Raw genomic sequence first — 23,337 nt, forward strand, 5'->3', positions numbered from 1 at the left:
CGGGGCTGCCGCGGGTGCATATAGGGCGTCATCGGCCGTGCAAAGGGAGATGCTCTCCCTGCGGAACACCGCGGGTGAGGATTGTGCACTAATGGCGAAAACCCCGGTGATTGCGATCGTTGACGACGACGAAGGCGTTCGCGCGTCGCTTGCGAGCCTCGTACGCTCGATCGGCTACGAGGCTCAGGCCTATGAATCCGGCATGGATTTCTTGCAGCGGGCGCCGGGAGACGATCCAGCATGCATGATCGCCGACGTTCAGATGGCTGTCATCACCGGTGACGAGCTGCAGGCCCGGCTGATCGCCGCCGGCCGCCATTTCCCGATCATCTTCATGACGGCGTTTCCAAGCGAAATTGTGCGCCAGCGTGTGATGGCCGCAGGCGCGCATTGCTTTCTCGGCAAGCCCTCCAGCGGTGACGAGATCATCCGCTGCCTCGAAGAGGCGCTTTCCGGCCACGCGCCGTAATCCGCAAGACGCCGCCTTCGACCCGTACCCGGCGTGCGTTCCGACAACTCGGTTGACGGAGTGGAAATACCGGTAAGCCCTGCAAACCTCATATTCGGTGCCAATTTCGCGAGATCGGCCAAGCCGCGCGCTCTGCCGGAAACGGATAAGGCACGATGCCAGTGAACGCCACCAGTGCCGCCGCGCCGCGTCAGCTGGTCTTTGCCGGCTTCCCGGCAGGCTCCTGGGCCTTCGCGCTGCGGGCATGGCTAGCCATGCTGCTGGCGCTCTATGTGAGCTTTTGGCTTGAGCTCGAATCCCCGTCGTCGGCGGCGCTGACCGTGGCCGTCCTGGCGTTACCGACACGCGGTCAGGGCATGGAAAAGGCCGGCTACCGGCTGCTCGCAACCGCCATCGGCGTCATCGCCTCGATTGCGATCGCCGGGATGTTCTCCCAGACCGGTGGCCTCCTGCTCGCGGTATTGGGCATCTGGGTCGGGGTTTGCACCTATGTGGCCGGCATGCTCGACGGCAATCGCGCCTATGCGGCAGCGCTCTGCTGCATCACAGTCGCCCTGATCGCCGTCGAGCAGATCGACACGCCGCTGCAGGTGTTCCCGACCGGTGTCGCGCGGGGTGCGGCCATCTGCATCGGGGTCTTTGCGGTCGCACTCGTGAATGAGGTTCTGGCCGCGCCGGACTATCATCCGGTTCTGGCGAGCCGTCTCGACGCGCTGCAATGCCGGGTCTCCGACTTCGCGCAGAGCGCCATCCGCGGCGAGGTTTCGTCCGCAATCGTTGCCGCGGACTTGTTGCGCGACATCGCGTCCCTGCATCCGGAGATCGCGAGCCTCACCACTGAATCGAGCAGCGGCACCGCGAGAACCGCGGCTGCACGGACCGCTATGGTTGATCTCGTCACCGGGCTGTCGCGTGCCCGCGCGCTCGCGGCGCTGCCGCGCCCCGTCGCGGCGACGCAGGACGGCCGGAACTATGGCGAATCCGGTCTGATGACGATCTGCCGGAACGTCTTGCTCCGCGAGATCGCCGGCAGCAGCGCGGACGTGCGCAGCAGCCTTGAAGCGCTGCGGGCCGGGACGCATCCTCGCCGGCAATGGCGCGCCCCGCTGTACCGTTCACGGCGCATCGCAGCAGAGGCCGGCGTCAGGGCCGCGATCCACTTCACGATCATCGCAATGATCTTCGTGATGGCGGGATGGCCGAGCACCGAACTTTGTCTCACCCTGGTCGCAGCCATCATCGGCCTGAGCACGACGGCCCCGGACCCGCGCGGCTTCACGACGCTGGCGGTCTTTGCCATGCCGATCGCATGCGTGGTGGCCGGTATCCTGAAATACCTCGTCCTCAACGGCGTATCCGAGTTCCAATTGCTGGCGATCGGCCTTGCGCCCGTCGTGATTGGCGCGGCGCTGATGATCACGCTGCCAAGCCGCCTGCTGTCGCCGATCGGCCGGCTCGTCCTCGTGTTCATGCTGGTCGTCCTCGCGCCGAGCAATCCGCAGAGCTACGATCCGCAGGTATTTGTGGTAACGTGTCTCTTTCTCCTGCTTGCCGCGGTGCTGGCCTTTGCGGCCCAGCTGCTGCTGCCTTCTCTGTCGGGCGACAAGCGCATCCGCCTGCTGGTCGGCGAGGCCCGCCGCGACCTGAACCGTCTCGATTCCGAGCGCGCGCCAAACCTCACGCCCGGGGAAGCCGCGTTTCGCGATGCCGTGCGGATCGAGCAGATCATGACGGCCAACGGCGAGCCGGCGACCAAGCATCAAGCCGTGGCTGAAGTCATGCGCTGGTTCGATCAGGCGGCGATCCTGCGCCGGTGCCGGGCCGAGCTGGACCTGTTGGCCGCAAGCCCGCTCAATGAGGCGGCCTCCGCCGCGCGAACTGCCCTTACCTTGAGAGACGAGAACGCAATCATGGCGGCTGCCGAGGCACTGCGCCGGACAGCGGCGGAGCACAACATTTCTGCCGATCAGGCGCTCGCCGCGCTCGTCACGGCAGGCGTCGCATTCCAACCCTCGCAGTTTCCCACCGACTCCAGCCAAGGGAAACGGCCATGACGAACACTTATCGGGAGCTCGTTATCGGCGGCGTGCTCATCGCTCCCATCGTCTCCTATGCAGCAACGGCGCTGCTCGCGTTCCTGTTGCTCCGCCCGCTGCTGCGCTTCGTCGGATTCGCGAGAGTCTTCAGCAACCCGTCGCTCGCCGAGCTCTGCCTGTACGTGACGATGTTCGGCATGCTCGCGCTGTTCTTTTAGGGAGAAGAGTCTTGGAAGCTACCCTGCCTCGCGACGCCACCCCGCTTCGCAGCGAACCATCAACCGAAGCACCGGTCGATGCCGCAGATACCCCGGAAGATTTGGCCGTGCTGGGGTCCGTGGCGCGCGACACCAGCGATCACGCGGCGAACGGCGGCAGATCCCCGGCGCAAGCGATGCCCTTCGCGAATCCGTTGCGCAAGGCGGTCGGCCGTTTCATGCTCGGCGCCGGCAAGCATCTAGCGACCCTCGGCATCGCATTGGTCGCCGTCTCGATATCGGTCGCGACTTGGCAGCACTACGTCACTGCGCCATGGACGCGGAACGGCAGCGTGCGCGTCCAGGTCGCCAATGTCGCGCCGCAGGTTCCCGGCAAGATTGTGGAGCTGCGGGTAGGCGACAACCAGTTCGTCCACAAGGGCGATGTGCTGTACGTCATCGACCCCTTCGACTTCGAGGTGGCCGTCCGTGTCGACAAGGCGCTCGTCGCCCAGAGGGCCGCGGACCTGGAGGTAAAGCAGGCCGAGTTCAACCGCCGCCAGCATCTGTCCAATCTTGCGACGACGCCCGAAGAGCAGCAGATCTTTGCGGGCAACGCGGCGCAGGCGAAGGCCGCCTATGAGTCCGCGGCGCACCAGCTTGCGTTGGCGGAGTTGAACCTGAGACGGACCAGCGTGGCCAGTCCCGTCGATGGCTACGTCACCAATCTCCTACTGCGCGCTGGCGACTATGCCGTCACCGGCGTCAGCAACATTTCGGTCATCGATTCCGGCAGTTTCTGGATCGACGGCTATTTCGAGGAGACCAAGATGGCCCGTGTCTGCGTCGGCGATCGCGTCGAAGCGCAATTGGTCGGTTACGCCAAGCCAATTCTGGGGCATGTGAAGACCATAACGCGCGGCATCAGCGTATCGAACGCCGCCGCAGGCACGCAGGGCTTGCCCAATGTCGATCCGATCTACACCTGGGTGCGGCTTGCGCAGCGCGTGCCGGTACGCGTCGCCATCGACACGGTTCCGCCGGATGTGCCGCTGGTCTCCGGCATGACTGCGACGGTGACGATCCGACAGCCCTCCGCCGGCGATCACCAAGCCCTGTTCGACCGGCTCCGCGCGAGCTTCGTCGATCCCGTCACTGATCTGTTCGGCGCGGGACGTCCGCCGCGTCCGAACTGCCTGCAGGCAACATCCCAGCAGCGCCCCGAGGTGGAAGCGGTTCCGTACTCGCGTGAACCCGCGGTTCCCCCGGTAGAGACGATTGCGCCCGGCCTTACACCCGGCATCGACGCCTCGCCACGCCTGCCCTGAATCAGACGTGCGCCTCTCGAGCGGTCCGTGCCGCTCCAACATCGGACCTCACAACACATCTACTTGATCCCTTGGTTCAATTGAACTTTTTGCGACACGCGGTCCCTCGCATTTGCAAAATCTAATACCGCTTAAGCATCCTTAACGAGCCTTGCGGTGAAATCGCACCTATCGTTCGAGCATGGACCATCTGCATTCCGCCGCCGTCACGACGGCAGCAGAATCCAAGAGACGGGACGAACAATGCTCACCGATATGCAAGCGGCCGGCGCCCGGTTGACGTATCAACCCAGCCGTCGCGAATCTGATTCCCGCGCATTTCCGCACGAACGACGGTGGCGCCAGCCCGACCCAAATGCCGCGACCGCGCCTGACGACATCACGATCTCGCGCTGGACTTGTTCGCAAACAGGCACAAGGCACGAAGAAGCGACGACGCCTTCCGACCGGTACTTCTTCGCCATCGCCTTGAAGACGACCCGCGTCAAGCTGACCAGAGGCCGTCACACCATCTTCGACGGCGTCATGCCGGCAGGCACGCTGTATATCGGCGCCCCGTCGCAGCAGCTCAGAGCGCAGTTCTACGCGCCGTGCGACTTCCTGCACTTCCACGTCTCTGCCGGCAGCTATTTTCCGAATCTTCGGGCGGGAGCTGCCTCGGCCGCAGGCTTCAACGACCTCGTCCTGCTTCGCGACCCCTTTGCCGAGCAGCTTGCGAAAGCGTTGACCGAACGTGCCCATTCGGCCGACCGGGAATTCGCGCGCTGCATCGGCCAGACGCTGGCCATGCACCTAGCCCGGCGCGAGCTGCCGCAGGCGAAGGTCAATGCCTTGCCGAAATGGCGGCTGCGGCGGGTCGAGGAATATGTCGGGACGCACTTCGAGCACTGCATCAGCCTGTCCGAGCTCGCCAAGGTGGCAGGACTGTCCCGGATGCATTTCGCGGCCCAGTTTCGCGCTGCGACGGGTTACCGGCCGCGGGAGTACCTGCTGCATCAGCGTATCGAGCGTGCGAAATCGCTGCTGTCGAATTCCGAGACGGGCCTGGCGCAGGTTGCGCTGACTGTCGGCTTCTGCACGCAGGCGCATTTCTCCACCGTCTTCAAACGGATGACGGGTGACACGCCCGCGCGCTGGCGCTGCGCCAGCCGGAACGCATCGGCCTCGACATCGAGAGCTGTGTCTCACGTGCTGCCCGCGAATTTCTCGTGAATTGAACCATGCCAAATGAGCAACGACCGGGGTGCAAGCGCTGTCGGCAGTGCTGGAAGAAATACGGAGTCGCTGTCGATCTTTGTCCAGTTGCACAGAAATGGAGTTAACAACGGTTAGGGAAATCCAGGCCCATGATGATGATGCTGCGGAACCGGCCTGCAGGGTCCTGGATTTCACGATGCGGCCGCAGTTAAGCGAGGAGTGTCGCCGCTGCCGAAAGTCGAATACGTAAAATATCGACCGCCGCGGCGAACGGGGAGGTTCGCGACCATCGCGACGCAGTCGCCGTCGGCTTCAAGGCGATGTTTTTAAAACCCGCAACGCCCAGCGGCGCCAACGCGGCTTCAGCGACACCTCAGGCTGAGTGTTTTGCACGAGATGGCTGAGAAAACGACGCGGCCTCCCAGTCTCGACCCAAGGCATGAGGTTTGTGGTATGCGGTTCGAGATGGTCAAGCAAGCCCTTCGAGGAGGGCTACAGTGATTGTCAGGCTCCGGCTCGGCGGTGTCATCTGATTGCCCACCTCGCGCGCCCGAGCGGCGCATCCTGCCCCCAGAACGGTCCGCAGGTCATCGTGAAGGGTCTCCCGCGTCATGGCGGAGAAACGACGCGAGGTGCCGACCCGCAGGCGTTACGCGCCGACCAAAGGTCTCTTCCAGCCCATTGCTCCTCAAGCCCGGGAAAGAACACCTTGTCGTAGGCTTGAATCTCTAGCGCTCCATAGTCGACGAGACGGCGCACGGCACGAATTCTGGACTCCGGAAGTCCCAAACCCTGGCGCTGTTCATCGTAGGCCGGCTTCAACAGGCGCCAGTGCGACCACTCGGCGACTGACCACAGGGGTTCGATCAAACCTTGGGGCAATCGAACCGGCAGGATGTGATTGTTCGCCTTGACGGGGAAGTAATGCAGGGCGGCAAACGGCGCCCCTCGGGCCTCGGCAACATTGGCGGCTACCTCTTGATAAGTAGTGCCGCTCGGTATCAAATCAGCGCCGACTGCCAGCTTCGTGAGAGCCTCACTCATTTCGGCCCAGCCGTTGGTGAGATACTCTCGAGCCTGCCGCAGGACCTTGATGGGATTGCGCAACTTAAACCAGTCGTGGAAAACCTCCGCCTCCAGTTGCTGTTGTGAGTCCGGGCCGTAAGAATCCACCGATAATAAACCAGCCGACTCGGCGAATTCGACGAGACTGGGAGGCACGGCCATATTCACTTCGTGACCGCGGCGCTGCAACTCACATGCAACCGCAGCCGCAGGTTCGATGTCTGCTCGTGTCCCGTGTACTGCGACGGCGAACTTTATGGTCCCGCGCCGGCTTTCGCGGTTTCAAGTTATGGCAATCGCTTTGGCGCGGGTGCCGTCGGCTTTATTTCAGAGTTTAGAGAAGATTTGGAGAATACGAAATCATGGATGTCAAGAGCCGCTTTTAATGCTAATTGACAGTCGTCAAGCGCATGGCTTACGGCTTTCTCAACGAGATATTTTCTTCAAAATCTGCGCTGCATTGCTCGGAAATCGATGATGAAACGATGACTCTGCCCCAAGCCCTGAGCGATGGCGCACCCACTGCCTCCGATCTATCCGCGCTTACGATCGATCGTAGCGCTGGCTCGCGGCGTCGCAGACAATTGCGCCGCATCCTGGTGCGGGTCCTTCTCCTCGCCATGCTTGTCGGCATTGGGGTCGCAACGTGGGTGTGGCGCCGGCATGCGCAGATCGTCGTCGACACGGCGGTCGTCTACTCTGTCTATCCGTCACAAGCGCTGACACTGCTAAACGCGACCGGGTACGTCGTTGCGCAACGCAAGGCGTCCGTCGCCTCGAAGGCGACAGGCCGTCTCGAATGGTTGGGTGTACTCGAAGGCAGCAAGGTGCGCGAGGGTGAGGTGATCGCCCGGCTCGAGAGCAGCGACACGCAGGCGATGCGCGACCAGGCCGCCGCTAACGTGCAGGTTGCGGAAGCCAACCTCGGCCAGGGGCGGGCGGAGCTCACGCAAGCGGAAATCGCGTTCAGGCGCTCCGAGGCCCTCGGCGAGAAGAATATCATCAGCGACTCGACGCGCGAAAGCGCCGAGGCGCGCCTCGCCAAGGCGCGGGCAGCGTTTGCTGGGTACGAGGCCGCCATCGCCGCTGCGCAGGCTAATCTCCGCGTGTCCGACGTTGCCGTCAGCCAGACCGTTATCCGGGCGCCCTTCGACGGCGTCGTCCTCACGCGGCACGCCAACGTAGGCGATACGATCACACCGTTCTCGCAGGCGGTCGACACCAAGGGCGCGGTCGTCACCATCGCCGACATGGATTCGCTTGAAGTGGAAGCCGACGTGGCGGAGTCATCGTACCTGAGCATCCACGTGGGGCAACCGGTAGAGATCCAGCTGGACGCGATCCCTGCCGAGCGCTTCGAGGGCGTGGTCAGCCGGATGGTACCGACCGTGGATCGCGCCAAGGCGTCCACCCTCGTGAAAATCCGGTTCCTGCAGGGCGACTCGCGGATGCTTCCGGACATGAGCGCCAAGGCGGCTTTCCTCGAGCGTGAAGTGGCCGAATCCGAGCGCAAGCCTGTTCTTGCAGTGCCTATGGCGGCCGTCTTCGAGGTGGATGGACGACAGCACGTCTACGTCATCGAGGATGGCAAAGCTCGTCTGCGGAGCGTGGATCTCGGCGCGAAGGTGGGCGACCTGATCGAGGTACGTGACCTCGAGGCCGGCATGCGAGTGGTGATCCGACCGCCGGAGGATCTTGTCGACGGGCACGCAGTCAAGCAGGCCGCGAAGTGACCGTGCTTCGCGTCTTCGACGCGGCGGCCGGGGAAGATGTGCTTATCGCGCTGAGCGACGTCAGCAAGAGCTACCGGCGCGGCCGGCAGACCGTCCCAGTCCTTTCCAAACTCACATTCGACATCCGTCGTAAGGAGTTCCTCGCGCTGATGGGCCCGTCGGGATCGGGCAAGTCGACGCTGCTCAACCTGATCGCTGGCATCGACAGTCCGGATCACGGCTCGATCAAGGTGGGTGGCGAGGATATCACGCGCCTTCCGGAAGCCGATCTCGCTGACTGGCGCGCCGCGAACGTGGGCTTCATCTTCCAGTTCTACAACCTGATGCCCGTGCTCACGGCGCTGGAGAACGTCGAGCTGCCTCTCACGCTCACGAGCCTAGGGCGGCGCGACCGCCGAGACCGCGCGCAACTCGCGCTCAGTCTCGTTGGCCTCAGCGATCGCGTCAAACATTTGCCCTCGGAGCTCTCGGGCGGACAGCAGCAGCGCGTCGCGATCGCGCGGGCGATCGTCACCGACCCGACGATGCTGGTGGCCGACGAGCCGACGGGCGACCTTGACCGGCAATCCGCGGAGGAGGTGCTCGAGATCATGCAGCGGTTGAACCGCGATATGGGCAAGACGATCGTGATGGTGACACATGATCGCCGCGCCGCGGCGCGTGCGAAGCGCATCATGAATCTGGAGAAGGGCGATCTTTCCTATCTGGTCGAGCAGCGCCTTGAGTGAGTGCCAATCATGAGCCAATGGCTCACGCTCGTGGTGCGTAACGTCTTGCGCCACCGGCTCCGCACGTCCCTGACGCTGGTCGGGCTCGTTGTTGCGATCCTCGCCTTTGGCCTGCTCCAGACCGTCGTCAAAACCTGGTACGCGGGAGTGGATGGCGCCGTTCCTTCGCGGCTGCTGACCCGCAACGCCATCTCTTTCGCGCTGCCGCTGCCGCAAGCCTATCAGAAGCGCATCAGCGCGGTCGAAGGCGTGCGGCGCGTCACCTACATGAGCTGGTTCGGCGGCATCTACAAGAATCCGAAGAATTTCTTTCCCCAGTTTGCCATCGATGCGGCGAGCTATCTCGATACGTACCCCGAGATCCTCGTTTCGGACGAGGTGCGGCACGCCTTCCTGCGCGACCGCCGCGGCGCTATCGTCGGACGCAAACTCGCCAACCGCTACGGCTTCAAGCCAGGCGATGTGGTTCAGCTACGCGGGACGATTTTCCCCGGGAACTGGGAGTTTGTGATCGACGGCGTCTTTGACGGCCGAGATCCCAAAACCGACACCTCGCAGCTTTTCTTCCGCTGGGACTACCTGAACGAAACACTACGTGTGCGCTCCAAGGCACAAGCTGACCAGGTTGGCTTCTTCGCCGTGGACGTTGACAGCATCAATCGCGTCGCGGAAGTCAGTCAGGCAATCGACGCTGTGTTCCGAAACTCGCTTGCCGAGACGCTCACCGAGACCGAGCGCGCTTTCCAGATCGGTTTCGTGAAGCAGACCGAGGCGATCCTCATTTCCATCCGGATCGTCTCGTTCGTGGTTATCTTCATAATCCTGGCCGTCATGGCAAACACCATGGCGATGACGGCCCGCGAGCGACTCCGCGAGTATGCCACGCTGAAGGCCATTGGCTTCAGCCCCGGCTACGTCGCACGATTGATCCTTGGGGAATCCGTCGTGATAGCATTGATCGGCGGTGCGATCGCCATCGGGCTCACGCCCCCGGTTGCCGCGCGCCTTGCCGTGCTCTCCGCGACGCTCTTCCCATCACTGATCGTGAGCGTCAACACTGTCATATTGCAGGCACTTGCGGCGTTGGTGGTCGGGGTCTTGGCCGCGCTCTTGCCGATGCGCCGGGCAGCCCGTGTCAGCATCGTCAACGGCCTTCGGGCGTTGGGCTGACCATGCCGTTGCTGCTCGCCTACAGCTTGCGTAACCTGCACGTGCGCAAACTCACCAATTTGCTCACCGCGACAGGCATGGCCCTCGTGGTGTTTGTCTACGCTGCCGTGCTCATGCTCGACTCCGGACTCAAGCAGACGCTCGTTGCAACCGGCGAGGACACGAACGTCATCTTCGTACGCCGCTCTGCAGAAGTCGAGATCCAGAGCCTGATCGACCGTCTGCAGGCCAGGATCATCGAAAGCCAGCCCGAGGTCATCATCGGGGCCGAAGGCGTGCCGCTTGTATCGAAGGAAGCGGCCGTGCTGATCTCGCTGCCAAGGCGCAAGACCAGGCAGGCGAGCAACGTTTTGATCCGCGGCGTTGGTCCAGCCGCTGTCGCTGTGCGTCCGCAGGTGCGGCTCGCCGAGGGACGCATGTTTCGTCCGGGATCGAACGAGATCGTGATCGGCCGAGCACTCGCGGGGCGTTTCGAAGACGTCGAGATTGGATCGAGCCTCAGGTTTGCTCACCGCGACTGGAATATCGTAGGCCGGTTCGACGCGGGCGGCAGCGGGTTCGATTCCGAGATCTGGGGCGATAGCGAGCAGCTCATGCAGTCGTTTCGGCGAGATTTTTTCTCTTCGATCACGGCGCGGCTCGCTGATCGCTCCAGCTTTGATGCGCTCAAGGCGCGCCTCGAAGCGGATCCCCGCCTTACCATCGAGGCCAAGCGCGAGCGCGTCTTCTACGAGGAGCAGTCGCGCCTGCTCTCCGGGTTCATTCAGCTTCTCGGGATCACGCTCTCGGTCATGTTCTCGCTCGGCGCGGTCATTGGCGCGACGATAACGATGTACGCGGCCGTGGCCAGCCGGATGATGGAGGTAGGCGTCCTGCGCGCGCTCGGATTTCGGCGCTCGCGGATCCTCGTTGCCTTCCTTGTCGAGGCGCTGCTGCTCGCGCTCGTCGGCTGGGTCGTTGGGCTTTCGTTCGCATCGCTCATGACGCAGGTGAAGATCTCGACGCTCAACTGGACGTCGCTCTCCGAGCTCGCATTTCGGTTTGTGCTGACGCCCGAGATCGTGCTGCGGTCGCTCGTCTTCGCGCTCGTGATGGGCTTCCTCGGCGGTTTCCTGCCGGCCGTACGGGCCGCCCGCATGAAGATCGTCGACGCGCTGCGCGTCGCTTGAGCGTTCGACAACCGCTTTTTTTGAACGGCTATCGTCAACTGACCGTCCCGCACAGGCCCATATCCGCGAGCGCATCGCGCACGAATGGCGCCAACTCGGCGCGGGTCGTTGCGCAGCCTGGCACGTAGCCGGACACAGTAAAGAACAGCCGTTCGCCGACGCGGTAGCACGGGATAAATAGCACCCCGCCCAGCCGTTCGAGCTCGGAGGCCGTGTAGCGCTCCAGAATGGAAATCTGCAGAAGCAATGCCTCGCCGCAGGGGCGGATCATGTCCAGCGGCAATTCGCCGATAAGGCTGCATCCAACGGGCAGGTCCGCCGCGAGCGCCGCCCGCTCCAGATGACGCGCCAGCCACAGCGGCACATACGGAATCAGCGGAAACAACGGCGACAAGTCATCACCGTGCCGGATCAGCGACGCCAGCGCAGCCTTGATATCTCGATGTAAGGCGCGCGGACAGTTGCGGCAAGCATCGGGGTCCGCCATCACCGTGATCGACCGCAGCGCGTTGCCGCGCCGGTCACTTGAATGGCGGTCGCTGACCGGCAGCACCAGCTTCACGCGCCCTAAGGCGTCCACGCGGCCCATCCGGAAAGCGAGCCGTGCTGCGAACGCAATGATCATCGTGTTACTTGCCACGCCCAGATCCGACGCACGCCGTTGGCACGCTCCTGCGTCCATGACCACCTGCACGAGCGGTACATCCACTGCCGGCTGAAAGTGGTCGTGGCTGCTTCGAGCGCCGGAGCTCGAACGCGACAAGCCCGCCCTCCCCTTGCGCGACCGCCGCACGAGAGCCACCAGAGCGCGCCAAACACCAGGCAGGGCGCGCAAGCTCTCAACGCTGTCGCGCGCCAGCATCACTGGAGACCATCGCCAAGATGGGGCTGGGAGTCCATGGTCGAGACGTCGGCCAGCCACCGCGTCAGCGATGGCCTGACTGGCGGCTTGCATGTCGGCGATCGTGTGCGACACCAGCATCGTCAGCGCGCAGCCACCGCCCTCCAGCGCTTGGACTGCCAGGCGCCAGCCCGGTCCGCGCTCGGGATCCACAGGTAGATCGAGCAGCACATTTCGCAACTTGGGCAGACACTCGTTGGGAAGCGGGTCGCGAAACCACGTCACTGGGCCCGGCACAGGGTTGGCCACCCAACGGTGCCGCCCCCATGGCAATGGCGAACGCTGCAGAAGGCGTCCTAGCAACCCGAGTGTGAGGCGCTCGCTGAACTGTCTCACGGCGGCTTCATCGATAGCGTGCGGATATAACCAGGTGAGATGCAGCGCTGGCCCGCGTCCGAGCGCGCGCAATCCGACGAATGAGCCTTGGTCCATATAGCACAGAACGTCGTCCGCGCCGGCGTCGCTCGCCCCGCCGCGGCGTCCGCGCAGTTTGTTGGAAGAAGGGTTCACCCCTCAAGCCCCTGGTTCATTACTGTGCGAAGCGACCGCCGCCCATGTCAATTTAACTCGATTTTGAAGACGCTTATCTTTTATTGACTGGGAATCCACATGCAAAAACCAGCCCCGATGGGCGCTGAGATCAGGCGTCAATGATCGCGTCGAGTCCGAAGTCGGCGAGTGTTCGCGAGACCGCCAGGCGAAGTTCGTCAGTCGTGGTTGGTGAGGGTCCCAACTGGCAGCCTTCGATGCAGAGGGAAACAGTGTTGTCGTAGCGGGAGGCCACAACAACGAGATGACCGTGGGAACGCTCCAGGTCCTGGCGCGTGACGTTGACATCCACAGCTCGTGCCAGCACATGGCGGCACGGCGCGCCGTCGATGTGCGCGAGCCCGTCCGGCAGCATTCCAAGGTCGGAACAGCTTGCTGCCAGCTCACCCGCATAATTGAACAACCGGTTCACGAGCGTCTTTGCGGCAGTGCGCGGCATCCAAGCGATGGCGGGTAGAAACGAAGCCAGTACGTCGGTCTGATTTTTCGTCGCGCCGCGAAGCAGCGCCTTCCGCGACGCATTCACGGGCCGCAGGTTCGTGGCCAGGCCTGCAGGCGCGACGTTCATCATATGGAATTCGATCGCCAGCGCTCGTTCGTCGTCCAGCCCACGCCTTCGGTTTATTGGGACAAGCAGACTGATGGCGCCGTCGGAGAAACGGCGGCGGCCCAGATGTGATGCCAGGGACGCTACGAAGCCTGGCAGCAGCGTATTCAAACCACCACCAAGCCGCTGCTCGCACGCGAACCAGACACGCGATTCAACAGTCACCGCAACAGCCGGAAGCTCCACGATCGTTGATGGGGCGTGACCTGCTTCGGCGGCTGTAACGGCCGGCCTCTGTATAGGGGCGGCGGACCTGTACCAGTTCGCGTGCGCAATCCGAGCGAGTGCGGCAACCGTACGCGGAGCGTCGGCGAGGATCTGCCAAGCGTCCGACACGCACCCGGACAGCCGCCCGCGGGCGCCTTTGGGCAAGTACGGGCTCGCGACGCCCGTGCCGTTTACGGCAGCCTCGATAACGCCCAAGGCGCCCATTCCGTCGAGCAGGAGATGCGATCCGACGATGCTCACGGCTGTGCTGCCATCGTCGAACGACTGGATGGCCATTCGCCTGGCCGGACCGATGACAGGATCTATGGGCGCGCGCGCGTGCTGGTTAGCCCACCGCAGCAGCCGCGATCGTGGCAGCACGTCCGAACTCTGCTCAGGCAGAATGGGCGTCCCGGCCGGCTTCACCCAACGAGGCCTTCCCCACGGCAAGGGTGACGGCTCAATGAGCCGATTGAAGGACAGTGCGGCGAGTCGTTCATTTGTTCGCGCCAGCGCGGCGAGGTTCACGTCACGGTCATAGAGCCAGACGCATTGCATCAACTGGCTCCGGCCGGTCACCCTAAACAATTCGTAGGCCAGTTGGTCCAGCCAGGCGAGGCGGTGCCGCGCGTATGTAGTGGCGCCGGGTGTGCTCGTCTCAAGCATCGAAAAACTCGCCAGCGAGTTCGTAGTCAGCCAAGAGCCGTTCGACGAGCGCACGAAGATGCTGAGGCTCCGTTACCACGCCGGGCTGGTAGGCAACGAAGCTCAGGGCGAGAAATCCGGGTATGACGCCGGCGAAGAGAGTCGCCACGCCTTGACGCGCCTCGATCGCGCCGCGCGCGACCGGACGGTCGATGCCGCGAGAGCAGATTCGATCAGCTGCGCCGCCATCGATCTGCAGCACGTCCTTGGGCAAGTCGCCCAAGTACGAACAGGTGACCGGCAGGTCAGCGAGCGCGCCAAGCGCCAGATGGCTGGCAGCCGAAAATGCGCGTCTAGGCACAAAGGGCACCAAGGGCAGCAGTGTGGCAAGTCGATTGGGTTCCCGTCTCGTCCGCAGCAGCGTAGCCCGCAGACGCCGCTGCAACGCATGCAGGCGCCCGCGCGGTTCGTCGACACGCACCTTCAATGTAGCAAGCGCGACGCCGTCCCCGCCGGTGTGCGACAGACCCTCTCGCTGATTCACAGGAATCAACAAGGTCACATCATCGTCACGGACGCGACCGAGCGCCTCGGCAAACGTCGCGGTTACCGCGGTCAGGAGCGTGAGGCGGTTCGCGCCGAGGCTCTGTGCTCTGGCGTCCCATACGGACGTGGGCAAGCGTATGAAGGCCGACGGAAACACGACTGTCCGGTCATCTGCGATTGTCACGACTGGCGATGCGGCGGGCGTGTTGGACGTGGCGCGCGAGGTGTATGCTGTACGGGCCAGCTGGGCGAGCGCCCGGAGCGTCGCCGGCGCGTCCCGCACAGCGCGCTGGAGTTCGGCACCCAGTGTCGTCGCGGCGCGGTGCGCTGACCAGACTGACCACGCGGGATAGACTGGAGGCCGTCGCTCTCCACGCACGGCTTCGCTCAAGGCCATTGCGGTCGTCAGTCCGTCCGCGATGCAGTGCGACACCACAAGCGAGACCACCGTGGAGCCGTCGGTGAAGGTTTGGATCGTCAAGGTCCATGCAGGTCCGCGCGCAGGGTCCAATGGAAGCTCCACCTGCGCGTCGATCCACGCCTGCATCGCCTCAGGGGCAAGCGCCGCCTCCGCGACAGCTAGAGCAGCCGATGGGGGTGGCGCGCTGACCCATTGATGCCGTCCGAACGGGAGCAGCGCCGGCCGGATCAGCCGCGCCAGACGACCGCGCGCGAGATTGTCACGGAACCGTGTCAGCGCGTCCAGGTCTACAGGCCGCAGATAGCGCCACAGCACCTGAATGACCGCATGCTGCCCAAGTGAGACATGCGCAAGGTAGATGCCCTGATCCGCGAACGACAGGAAGGGCGGCGACATACTCGACACGTTCTCTGGGTGAGATATCGCATGCGTCATCGTCAACGACCGACATGGGAGTACGCCGGTATCAATGCGTCGGCCGCCCGGCGGCATGCGCCCGTAAGCGCTTTGACATAGCGGTGCATCGAGGCGCGGGCTGTCCCGTTTGCCGGATAAGCCGCCGTAAGCGAGAGCCCGCATTGCGTACGGAAGAACCAGAGCGCAACCTGCGCGGACATGCCTTGGTTGATATAAACCCGCCCATTCCCCTGATGCCATTGGCGCGCAATGTGCGCACTGAGCGGAGGAACATTCACATCCATATAGGATAGCATGACGCCACCAGTGGCGACGGATCGAATCGTCGGCAGCCCGACGGCCAGTTCAAGTACGAGCTCGATTGGCACGTTGGCAAGGCGTAGCCGTTCGTCAAAGTTACGTTGGGCGGTGATGGCGAGTTCAGGAAACGTTCGTTCTTGCACGTCGAAGTCGATTGGCACCACTCCCACGCACCAGCCGGTCGTCCTGAAAGCCTGTGGCGATCTTCGCGTCGTTGTGGGCGTGACGACACTGTAGCGCGAGCGCCCAGCCAATTCCCGTTCGGTCAGGGCCGCGCAGGCCAACAGGCCGCCGATTGCCCGCGCGCCGGAAGCATGACACGCGGACTCGAACGCGGCCATGGCGGTATCATCGAGGATATCCAAGTGTACATACTCGGCGTGATAGCGATCCTCCGGCACACCGAGCGGCAGCGCGAAAGAGGGCATCCGCCCGTTGTTGCGGTGCAGGAACGCGATCCACTCCTTCACCTCGGGATCCGCCAACGTTGTCATGGCTGCCCGCTGGCGCTGGCTGGTGCAGTAATCCAGATAGCTCCCCGGCGGTCCGAGTTGACGCGGCGTCTCGCCGTCGAGCACAGCGCGATACATTGAGCGGATCTCTGTCATTAGGAACGCGATGACGGTCGCGTCGGCGTGCAAGTGGTCAATGCTTGCGAAGCAAGTGAACCCACTCGCGCGCTGGAGAATGCCAAATCGAAAGCAATCCCATGCGAACGGTGTAGGGGTTGCTATGACATGTTTTTGCCAATCCTCCGCGCTCACCTCGCCGAGCGTCGAAGGCTCCATCTGGATGGCGGCAGGGTCGGTAAGTACGTGTCGTACTATTGCTTCGCCGCGCTCCTCGAACCAGCTGTGATAAGTGTCGTGCCTGCGCACATGTGCGGTCACCACACGGGTCAAGGCTCTGAGGTCACACCGCCCGGGTTCGTCCCACACGACGACAAGCAGCCGCGCCATCGCCTCGTGCCGCTGCTCACACGCGCGGAAGGCGCGCAGATGCTGTTCCTGTTCGTAGCTCGGCAACGCGGGCGACACCGGTGCGCGCTTCGCGCTTTCTATCGACGCCGCAGACGGACACCAGAGAGTCAGCGTCGCAGGAGGCCCTGACCAGTCGTGCAGCGGAGCCAGATCAGTCACGGGCATCTGCTTCGGCTGGCTGCAATTCTTGCATCGCCCCACTCAGTGTGTCGGCCAGTGCACGCACAGTCGTCGCGTCCACGGCGCGGAGACGGATGCCGGTGTCGGCTTCGAGCGCCACCAGCAGTTGGAGCGTCCCGAGTGAGTCGAGGCCGTAATCGAAAAATGAGCGATCTGGATTCACTGTGCGGCGCAAGATGACACCGAGATGCTCGATGATCAGACGCCGCAACAGGGCCGGCCGCTCGTCGGGCGGCGTGCGTCTGAACTCCACGCGCGGGCGGCGCGCCCGACCGCCCGCTGCCTCTGGAGCCTGCGACCCGGCCGCTCCGAACGGACTCCGCGCGGATAGCGCCGTCAGCCACGGCGCGCCGTCGAGATGGGCGTATGCAGCATACCCGCGGTCGTGCCGCAGCAGCGTCTCGAATGCGTAAACACCGTCGCGTGGCTCGGTCATTCGCGCATCGCCGCGTGCCGAGAGATGCGCACCGGCGCCGATGTTCGCCCACGCGGCCCAGGCGATTGCCGACGACGGCAGCCCCTGCGCGCGCCGCCACTGCGTGAACGTGTCGAGCCAGCTGTTACCGGCTGCGTACGCGGACTGCCCAGGCGAACCAAAGAGCGCCGCGACCGAAGAGAAACAGCAAAACCAGTCGAGTTGTTGCTTCAGCGTCGCCTCATGCAAATGCCAGGCGCCTTCCGCCTTGGGTGCCCAGTTCCGATGTAGCCGCTCCTCGGTGACGGAGGGGAGGATGCCGTCCTCGACGACGGCTGCGCCGTGCAGGACACCACGCAACGGCAGGCCCGTCGCCGTGGCAACTTCGACAAGGCGCCGCGCGGTCGATGGCTCCGCGATATCCGCACTTATCACTTCGACCTCGGTGCCCCGCGCTCTCATCGCGACCAGCATGCTCGTGGCCGCATCGGTCGGCTTGGAGCGCGCGTTGAGGATCACGCGACCGGCCCCGGCGGCGGACATCGCATCGGCGACGAACAGGCCGAGCCCGCCAATGCCGCCGGTGATGATGTACGCGCCATCGCGCCTGAACGGCGTGAAGCGCCTCGGCTCCTCCAGCACGCGGTAGTGGCCGGTCCTTGGAACGGTGAGCACGAGCTTGCCGGTGTGACCGGCGCCGCTAACAACGCCAATGGCGCAAGCTGCGTCGGCGAGGGGATAGGTAGCGATGTCTGGCAGGGTCAGCCGCTTCTCATCGGCAAGACGCATGACGCGCGACAGCAGTGCCTGCACGCGCGCCGGAGCAGTAACACACATCTGCGCCAGGTCGACGGCGAAGAATGAAAGGTTACGCTTGAACGGAGACAGCCCCAGCCATGTGCCCCCATAGATGTCCTTCTTGCCGATCTCAACGAACCGCCCGCCCGTCGCGAGGAGCCCCAGGCCGGCGCGCTGCGACGCGCCCGTGAGCGAGTTGAGGACGATGTCCACGCCGTAACCCGCCGTGTCCCGCCGGATCTGCTCGGCAAATGCCACGGTCCGAGAGTCGTACACGTGGCTGATTCCGTCGGCGCGCAGCAGCTCTCGCCGCGCCTCGGAGCCCGCTGTTGCAAATATCTCTGCACCAGCCGCGCGCGCAATGGCCACAGCCGCCTGCCCGACGCCGCCGGTCGCCGAGTGAATGAGCACCTTGTCGCCGGGGCCGATCCGCGCCAGATCCCCGAGGCCGTACCACGCAGTGGCAGTTGTAGTGAGAATGGCGGCCGCTTCGGCATCCGTGAGCGTGCGCGGTATCGCGACAAGCAGGCGTGCATCGCAAGTGAGATACGTGCCCCAAGCGCCTCCGCAGCAGAGCCCGGCCACGCGGTCGCCGACGCGAAACGGCGAGAGGCCCGGCCCGACGGCGGTGACAATGCCGGCAATGTCCAGGCCAAGCCCCTGCGCACGACCATCAAATGAGGGATAGCGGCCAAGGGCAACGAGCACGTCGGCGAAATTGATACTTGTGGCATGGACGGCCACCTCCACCTCGCCCGCGTCCGGCGCGCGCCGCTCGAACGCCGCCATCTCCAGGCTCTGTAGGTCACCGGGCACGCGGATTTCTACGCGAAGACCATCGCGCGTCGCGTCGCGGTCCACCGTGCGGCGATCAGCGTGACCAAGGGGGCTTCGCTGCAGTCGTGCAACATACGCGCTCGCTCCGCGCAGCGCCGTTTCGTCTTCGTCCGAGCCGCTCAGCAACTGACGCTGAAGCAGCAACACGTCCGCCTGCAGGTTCACGTCTATCTGGGTGGGGTGGAGTGCGGGAAACTCGGCGCCGATGGCTCGGAGCCACCCACGCACACCGGCGTGCGCGAGCTGAACGGTGTCATCCGGCAGTACGCGTTGGGCCATGCAGGTGACGACGAAGAGGCGGGGCCGCCGCTCGCAGTCCGTCAGCGCGTTAGTGACGTGCAGCAGGCTGCTTATATTCGCCCGAGCTGCGTCCGGAGTCGCTGGCTCATTGCTGCGCGGCAATACCGCCACCACAGCTCCAGGGCGATGCTGATGCAGCGCGTCTTCGATCTGTTCGCGCCATACGCCCCCCTTCCCGGCCCCGGCGCTGCTGAGGATGCGAGTCTTGAACCCTTGCTCGCGCAGGCTTCCCTCCAACTCCATCATCAACTGGTGTCCCGCATCATCGGCGTCGAGCAGCAACCAAGCGCCATCGCCCGCCTTGACCGTGGCACGCGGGATGTCCCATGCCACCCAGACCACGTCGAGCAGGCGCGAGTTGCAGGCGACGGCGTCAGCATGCTGTCCGGCCGCACCGCTGCCCATTGCCAACCCATCGACGCTGAGCATCACGCGCCCGGATGCGTCGAGCAGATCAATGTCCACCTCAACGTGCAGTGCGTCCATCGCGACAAAGCGAGTAATGCAGTGCGCGGCGTCAGCGTCTGCGCGGTGGAGCCGGAGACTTCTCACCGAGAGTGGCAGTAGCAGGCGCCCGTTTGTCCCCAAAACGACCTGGGCGAAAGCACCAACGGACTGGAAGCACGCATCAAGCAGCACGGGATGCACTGTGTAGCCACGCGAGCCCGTTCGGAGCGACGTCGGGAGCCGAAGATCTGCAAAGAGCGAGGCGCCGTCAGCAGACAGGGCCAAGCTAGGGGCCAGTGCGCGAAATGACGGTCCGAACTGAATGCCCTGCGAGTCGAACCACCGCCACACCTCGTCCGCGGCAACAGGCGTAGCGTGAGCGGCGCGCAGTGCCGTTATGTCGTACGCGGCAGGCGGCTTTGCAGAGGCCGCCGCAGAGAGCTGAGCTCTTGCGTGGACCTGCGCTTCGCTTTTTGCCTGGCTCTCGAGCCTGAAGTTCAACTCACCCGGTCGGTCCAGCACTGCCGTACAGACGATCGGCATCGACGGTTCCAACCGGAGCGCGTGGTCGAACGTCATCGCCTGCACTTCGACGAGCGATGTACCAAGGACCGTTCGCGCGGCGGCAAGCGCCATTTCGCAGAAACCAGCGCCTGGGAAAAGCGGCATTCCGTTCACCCGGTGGTCCGCAAGCCACGGGTGCGCATTGAGGCCAACCTCAGACGCCCAGATGTGGCGTTCCGGTTCCTCGTGCAGTGCGCGATGGACGTTTAAAAGCGGGTGTGTTGACAGAACGTGATGCGCACCTGCGGCTGGCGTAGCCGGCGCAAGGAACAGGGGATAGTGTGTCCAGGCCGGCAACGGGAGGTCAAGCAGCGCGCCATCCGGATACAGGACACTGAAATCGATCGCCGCGCCGGCGACATAGATGGCGCCAACCAAGTCCAGAAGCCCGTTGCGCATGGGCTCGCCGCGCGTCATCGACGGAAGCGCGTGGACGGCGCAGTCCATCGCGGCAGCATTCTGCAACACCGCACGGGTCACGATCGGATGCGGCGAAAGCTCGACAAATACGCGGTGTCCGTCTTCGAGCGCCGCCTGCACGGCGGGACGGAAGCGAACTGGGTGCCGAAGGTTATCGATCCAGTAAGCGCCATCGCAAACGGGGGATTCGAGCGGATCAAGCAGGACGGTGGAGTACATCGGCGTGTGCGGCGTGTGCGCAGTTACTCCCGCGAGGCGCTCCGACAGCCGCGCGAGGATCGGCTCGACTTGGGACGTGTGTGAGGCGACATCGACAGCGACCTCGCGGGCGAACAGGCCTTCAGCCTGCCAAGCAGCGACGAGGCGTTGCACGGCCTCGACAGAGCCCCCGACAACCGTTGATGCCGGGGCCGCCAGTACGGCGATCTCCACGTCGTCAATCAGTCGGCGCGTCAGATCTTCGCGGAGCGCCGCTGGCGCCATCCCGACAACTGCCATTGCACCGGAGCCAGCGAGCGTGTGGCACAGCATTGCGCGATGACAGATCACCTGCACGCCATCTTCGAGCGAGAGTGCGCCGGCCACGACTGCCGCCGACACTTCGCCCATCGAATGGCCGATCACCGCCGACGGAACCACACCCTGGGCCTTCAGGGACGCCGCCAACGCGACCTGCACAGTGAAAATGGCGGGCTGGACACGTTCGATGCCGTTGAGTTGTTGGGGCCGACGCAGGGTATCGGTCACCGAGAAGCCGCTGAGAGTCTGAATCAGAGGCTCAATGGAGGCAACCACCTCGGCGAAGACCGCGTCGATGTCGAGCAGCGCCGCTCCCATCGACTCCCACTGCGAGCCGTGGCCAGAGAATACGAAGACGGGTCCGCGGCCATTGTGGTCGGCCCAATCTGCATCGATAGACGCATCGGCTGCGAGCCCACGCAATTGGGCAGTCAAATCGTCGAGCGTTTTCGCAATGAGCGCGTGCCGGACCGGCCGGTGCCCACGTCTGCAGGCGAGGGTCCGCGCTACGTCACTCGGGCGATGACTGCCGGCGGTCGCGTCTAGCCAAGACGCAAGGCGGCCGGCCGACGCGCGAAGCGCCTTTGGCGAGGTGGAAGAAATCGGAAACAGCCGCGGCGGTTCGTGTGTTCTGGTGCTCTCTAGCGGAAGAGGTGAGGCAAGTGCCTGAGGAGCCTGTTCGAGCACGACGTGCGCGTTCGTGCCGGACATGCCGTAAGACGATACGGCTGCACGGCGGAGTCCGTCCGCGCCAGTCGAGGGCCAGGGCACGGTATCCGTCGGGACGAAGAGCCGCGTCTCGATTGTCTGGAGATGCGCAGGCAGCCGACGGAAGTGAAGTGATCGCGGTACGACGCCGTGCGCGAGTGCGAGCGTCGTTTTGATCAAGCCAAGGACGCCCGCCGCTGATTCCGCATGGCCGAGGTTGCTTTTGAGCGAGCCGAGGGCGCAGGGCGACTGTCGTCCATAGTGCGTCGAGAGGCTGTGGAACTCCTCCGTGTCGCCCAAGGACGTACCGGTGCCGTGCGCCTCGATCATGCCGACGGACGAGGGGTCAACCTGCGCTTCGGAAAGGGCACGATCGATCACCGCGATCTGGGCCGCGCGGGAAGGTGCCAGTATGTTGTGCGTGCGTCCGTCTTGGTTGACGGCGCTACCGCGGATAACGGCGAGCACTCGGTCGTTGTCGCGTAGGGCGTCGCTCAGCAGCTTCAGCATCACGACGCCGCAGCCCTCGGCGCGCACGAAGCCATCGGCACGCTCGTCAAACGAATGACACCGCCCTGTAGGCGACAGCATGCCGAGCCCCGACGCCGAGACGAATGTCGTGGGCGAGAACATCAACATTGCCCCGCCGGCAAATGCAACGTGGCACTCGCCCTCAAGCAGGCTTCGCCGAGCCGCATGCACGGCGACGAGGCTGGACGAGCAGGCCGTGTCCATGGTGATAGCTGGACCCGTCAGGCCCATCGCATGGGCAACCCGCCCTGACGCCATGCTGAAGGGCGTTCCCGTGAAAGTGTAGGCTTGCCCCATCGCACCCGCGTCACGCGTGACCTGCATGTAGTCCTGATGCGAAAGACCGAAGAACACGCCGGCGTCGGCCCCAAGCAAGCTCCGCGGATCGCGACCAGAATGTTCGGCGGCTTCCCAAGTTACCTCAAGCAACAGCCGGTGCTGTGGGTCCATGGCAAGGGCCTCGGGTTCGCCGATGCCGAAAAAACGATGGTCGAAGCCCGATGGGTCGTCAAGGAACGCGCCCCAGCGTGAGACCGAGCCGCCCGGCGCGCCCGCCACGGGCACGTAGTAGTCGTCGGCATTCCAGCGCTGCTGCGGGATATCGGTAACGAAGTCGCTGCCTGCCAGCAGAGCGCCCCACAAGGCGTCCGGCGAGTCGATATGTCCCGGTAGTCTGCAGCCAATGCCGACAACAGCAATCGCAGTCACTTCGAGACCTTCTTCTTGGAGAATACTTTCGATCCAAATGCAATACTAAGTTATTGATCCTCTGATCAATGGTCCAGCACGCTGGTTGCTAGAGGTCAGAAAGCAAGACGATCAGCACGGCGTGCGGATGGTCGCGTGGCCGCCTCTTGCGATCTGGCTTCCCGCGGCCTCATGACTGCCCTGTGCACGCCGCGCGCGTTAGCATTGTCGAATATCTGCCCAAGGAAGGTCGGGTGTCGATTGAG

The 23,337-nt window shown here is 64.1% G+C and carries 15 protein-coding genes; 9 read left to right on the plus strand and 6 right to left on the minus strand.

What is annotated here, in order from left to right; translation table 11 throughout:
• Positions 1–91 precede the first annotated feature (91 nt).
• The 5 genes from ACPPVR_RS31750 (at position 92) to ACPPVR_RS31770 (ending at position 5,242) form a co-directional block, all read left to right on the plus strand.
• Positions 92–469 carry a response regulator transcription factor gene (locus ACPPVR_RS31750; protein WP_426610475.1) on the plus strand — a complete coding sequence of 126 codons (378 nt, stop codon included), beginning with the start codon at positions 92–94 and terminating at the stop codon, positions 467–469.
• A 155-nt stretch (positions 470–624) separates the two neighbouring features.
• Positions 625–2,523: an FUSC family protein gene (locus tag ACPPVR_RS31755; protein ID WP_426610476.1), complete on the plus strand. Its 1,899-nt coding sequence runs from the start codon at positions 625–627 to the stop codon at positions 2,521–2,523.
• Positions 2,520–2,723, plus strand: a complete 204-nt coding sequence (locus tag ACPPVR_RS31760; RefSeq protein ID WP_426610477.1) for a DUF1656 domain-containing protein — start codon at positions 2,520–2,522, stop codon at positions 2,721–2,723. Before ACPPVR_RS31755 ends, ACPPVR_RS31760 begins: the two co-directional genes overlap by 4 nt.
• 11 nt (positions 2,724–2,734) lie before the next feature.
• Complete coding sequence (locus ACPPVR_RS31765) at positions 2,735–4,030, plus strand: biotin/lipoyl-binding protein (RefSeq protein ID WP_426610478.1); 1,296 nt, start codon at positions 2,735–2,737, stop codon at positions 4,028–4,030.
• Positions 4,031–4,273: 243 nt separating this feature from the next.
• On the plus strand, positions 4,274–5,242 hold the full coding sequence (locus tag ACPPVR_RS31770; protein WP_426610479.1) for a helix-turn-helix domain-containing protein: 969 nt from the start codon (positions 4,274–4,276) through the stop codon (positions 5,240–5,242).
• 594 nt (positions 5,243–5,836) lie between these two features.
• Here ACPPVR_RS31770 and ACPPVR_RS31775 read toward each other — a convergent pair.
• Positions 5,837–6,550, minus strand: a complete 714-nt coding sequence (locus ACPPVR_RS31775; protein WP_426616225.1) for a glycosyltransferase — start codon at positions 6,548–6,550, stop codon at positions 5,837–5,839.
• Positions 6,551–6,684: 134 nt separating this feature from the next.
• Between ACPPVR_RS31775 and ACPPVR_RS31780 the strand changes: the two genes are divergently transcribed.
• From ACPPVR_RS31780 to ACPPVR_RS31795, 4 genes are read left to right on the plus strand one after another with little or no spacing between them, the layout of a single operon-like run.
• A complete protein-coding gene (locus ACPPVR_RS31780; protein WP_426610480.1) occupies positions 6,685–8,025 on the plus strand; it encodes an efflux RND transporter periplasmic adaptor subunit in 1,341 nt (446 codons plus the stop codon).
• Positions 8,022–8,753: an ABC transporter ATP-binding protein gene (locus ACPPVR_RS31785; protein ID WP_426610481.1), complete on the plus strand. Its 732-nt coding sequence runs from the start codon at positions 8,022–8,024 to the stop codon at positions 8,751–8,753. The genes ACPPVR_RS31780 and ACPPVR_RS31785 overlap by 4 nt, the downstream gene beginning before the upstream one ends.
• A gap of 9 nt (positions 8,754–8,762) precedes the next feature.
• On the plus strand, positions 8,763–9,923 hold the full coding sequence (locus ACPPVR_RS31790; protein WP_426610482.1) for an ABC transporter permease: 1,161 nt from the start codon (positions 8,763–8,765) through the stop codon (positions 9,921–9,923).
• Positions 9,924–9,925: 2 nt separating this feature from the next.
• Entirely contained in the window at positions 9,926–11,092 is a 1,167-nt protein-coding gene (locus ACPPVR_RS31795) for an ABC transporter permease (RefSeq protein WP_426610483.1), read from the plus strand.
• A gap of 34 nt (positions 11,093–11,126) precedes the next feature.
• On the opposite strand, the gene ACPPVR_RS31800 is transcribed toward ACPPVR_RS31795, so the two are convergent.
• The 5 genes from ACPPVR_RS31800 to pks2 all read right to left on the minus strand — a co-directional run bounded on the left by ACPPVR_RS31800 (position 11,127) and on the right by pks2 (position 23,092).
• Positions 11,127–12,503 (minus strand): hypothetical protein, encoded by a 1,377-nt coding sequence (locus ACPPVR_RS31800; protein ID WP_426610484.1) that lies wholly within the window; start codon positions 12,501–12,503, stop codon positions 11,127–11,129.
• 130 nt (positions 12,504–12,633) lie between these two features.
• The gene (locus tag ACPPVR_RS31805; protein ID WP_426610485.1) at positions 12,634–14,022 is read right to left on the minus strand and encodes a hypothetical protein; all 1,389 of its coding nucleotides are present in this window, start codon (positions 14,020–14,022) and stop codon (positions 12,634–12,636) included.
• Entirely contained in the window at positions 14,015–15,364 is a 1,350-nt protein-coding gene (locus tag ACPPVR_RS31810; protein WP_426610486.1) for a hypothetical protein, read from the minus strand. The genes ACPPVR_RS31805 and ACPPVR_RS31810 overlap by 8 nt, the downstream gene beginning before the upstream one ends.
• Before the next feature lie 41 nt (positions 15,365–15,405).
• Entirely contained in the window at positions 15,406–16,824 is a 1,419-nt protein-coding gene (locus ACPPVR_RS31815) for a condensation domain-containing protein (RefSeq protein ID WP_426610487.1), read from the minus strand.
• Entirely contained in the window at positions 16,817–23,092 is a 6,276-nt protein-coding gene (gene pks2 / locus ACPPVR_RS31820; RefSeq protein WP_426610488.1) for a sulfolipid-1 biosynthesis phthioceranic/hydroxyphthioceranic acid synthase, read from the minus strand. The genes ACPPVR_RS31815 and pks2 overlap by 8 nt, the downstream gene beginning before the upstream one ends.
• Positions 23,093–23,337 lie beyond the last annotated feature (245 nt).

The organism is Bradyrhizobium sp. McL0616, assembly GCF_049993385.1.
Lineage (GTDB): Bacteria > Pseudomonadota > Alphaproteobacteria > Rhizobiales > Xanthobacteraceae > Bradyrhizobium.

What these genes read in the sequence shown, in the direction of transcription:
- ACPPVR_RS31790 (WP_426610482.1), top strand. Translation starts at nt 8,763, where the DNA reads ATGAGCCAATGGCTCACGCTCGTGGTGCGTAACGTCTTGCGCCACCGG.
- ACPPVR_RS31810 (WP_426610486.1), bottom strand. Translation starts at nt 15,364, where the DNA reads ATGTCGCCGCCCTTCCTGTCGTTCGCGGATCAGGGCATCTACCTTGCG.
- ACPPVR_RS31770 (WP_426610479.1), top strand. Translation starts at nt 4,274, where the DNA reads ATGCTCACCGATATGCAAGCGGCCGGCGCCCGGTTGACGTATCAACCC.
- ACPPVR_RS31755 (WP_426610476.1), top strand. Translation starts at nt 625, where the DNA reads ATGCCAGTGAACGCCACCAGTGCCGCCGCGCCGCGTCAGCTGGTCTTT.
- ACPPVR_RS31760 (WP_426610477.1), top strand. Translation starts at nt 2,520, where the DNA reads ATGACGAACACTTATCGGGAGCTCGTTATCGGCGGCGTGCTCATCGCT.
- ACPPVR_RS31805 (WP_426610485.1), bottom strand. Translation starts at nt 14,022, where the DNA reads ATGCTTGAGACGAGCACACCCGGCGCCACTACATACGCGCGGCACCGC.
- ACPPVR_RS31795 (WP_426610483.1), top strand. Translation starts at nt 9,926, where the DNA reads ATGCCGTTGCTGCTCGCCTACAGCTTGCGTAACCTGCACGTGCGCAAA.
- ACPPVR_RS31750 (WP_426610475.1), top strand. Translation starts at nt 92, where the DNA reads ATGGCGAAAACCCCGGTGATTGCGATCGTTGACGACGACGAAGGCGTT.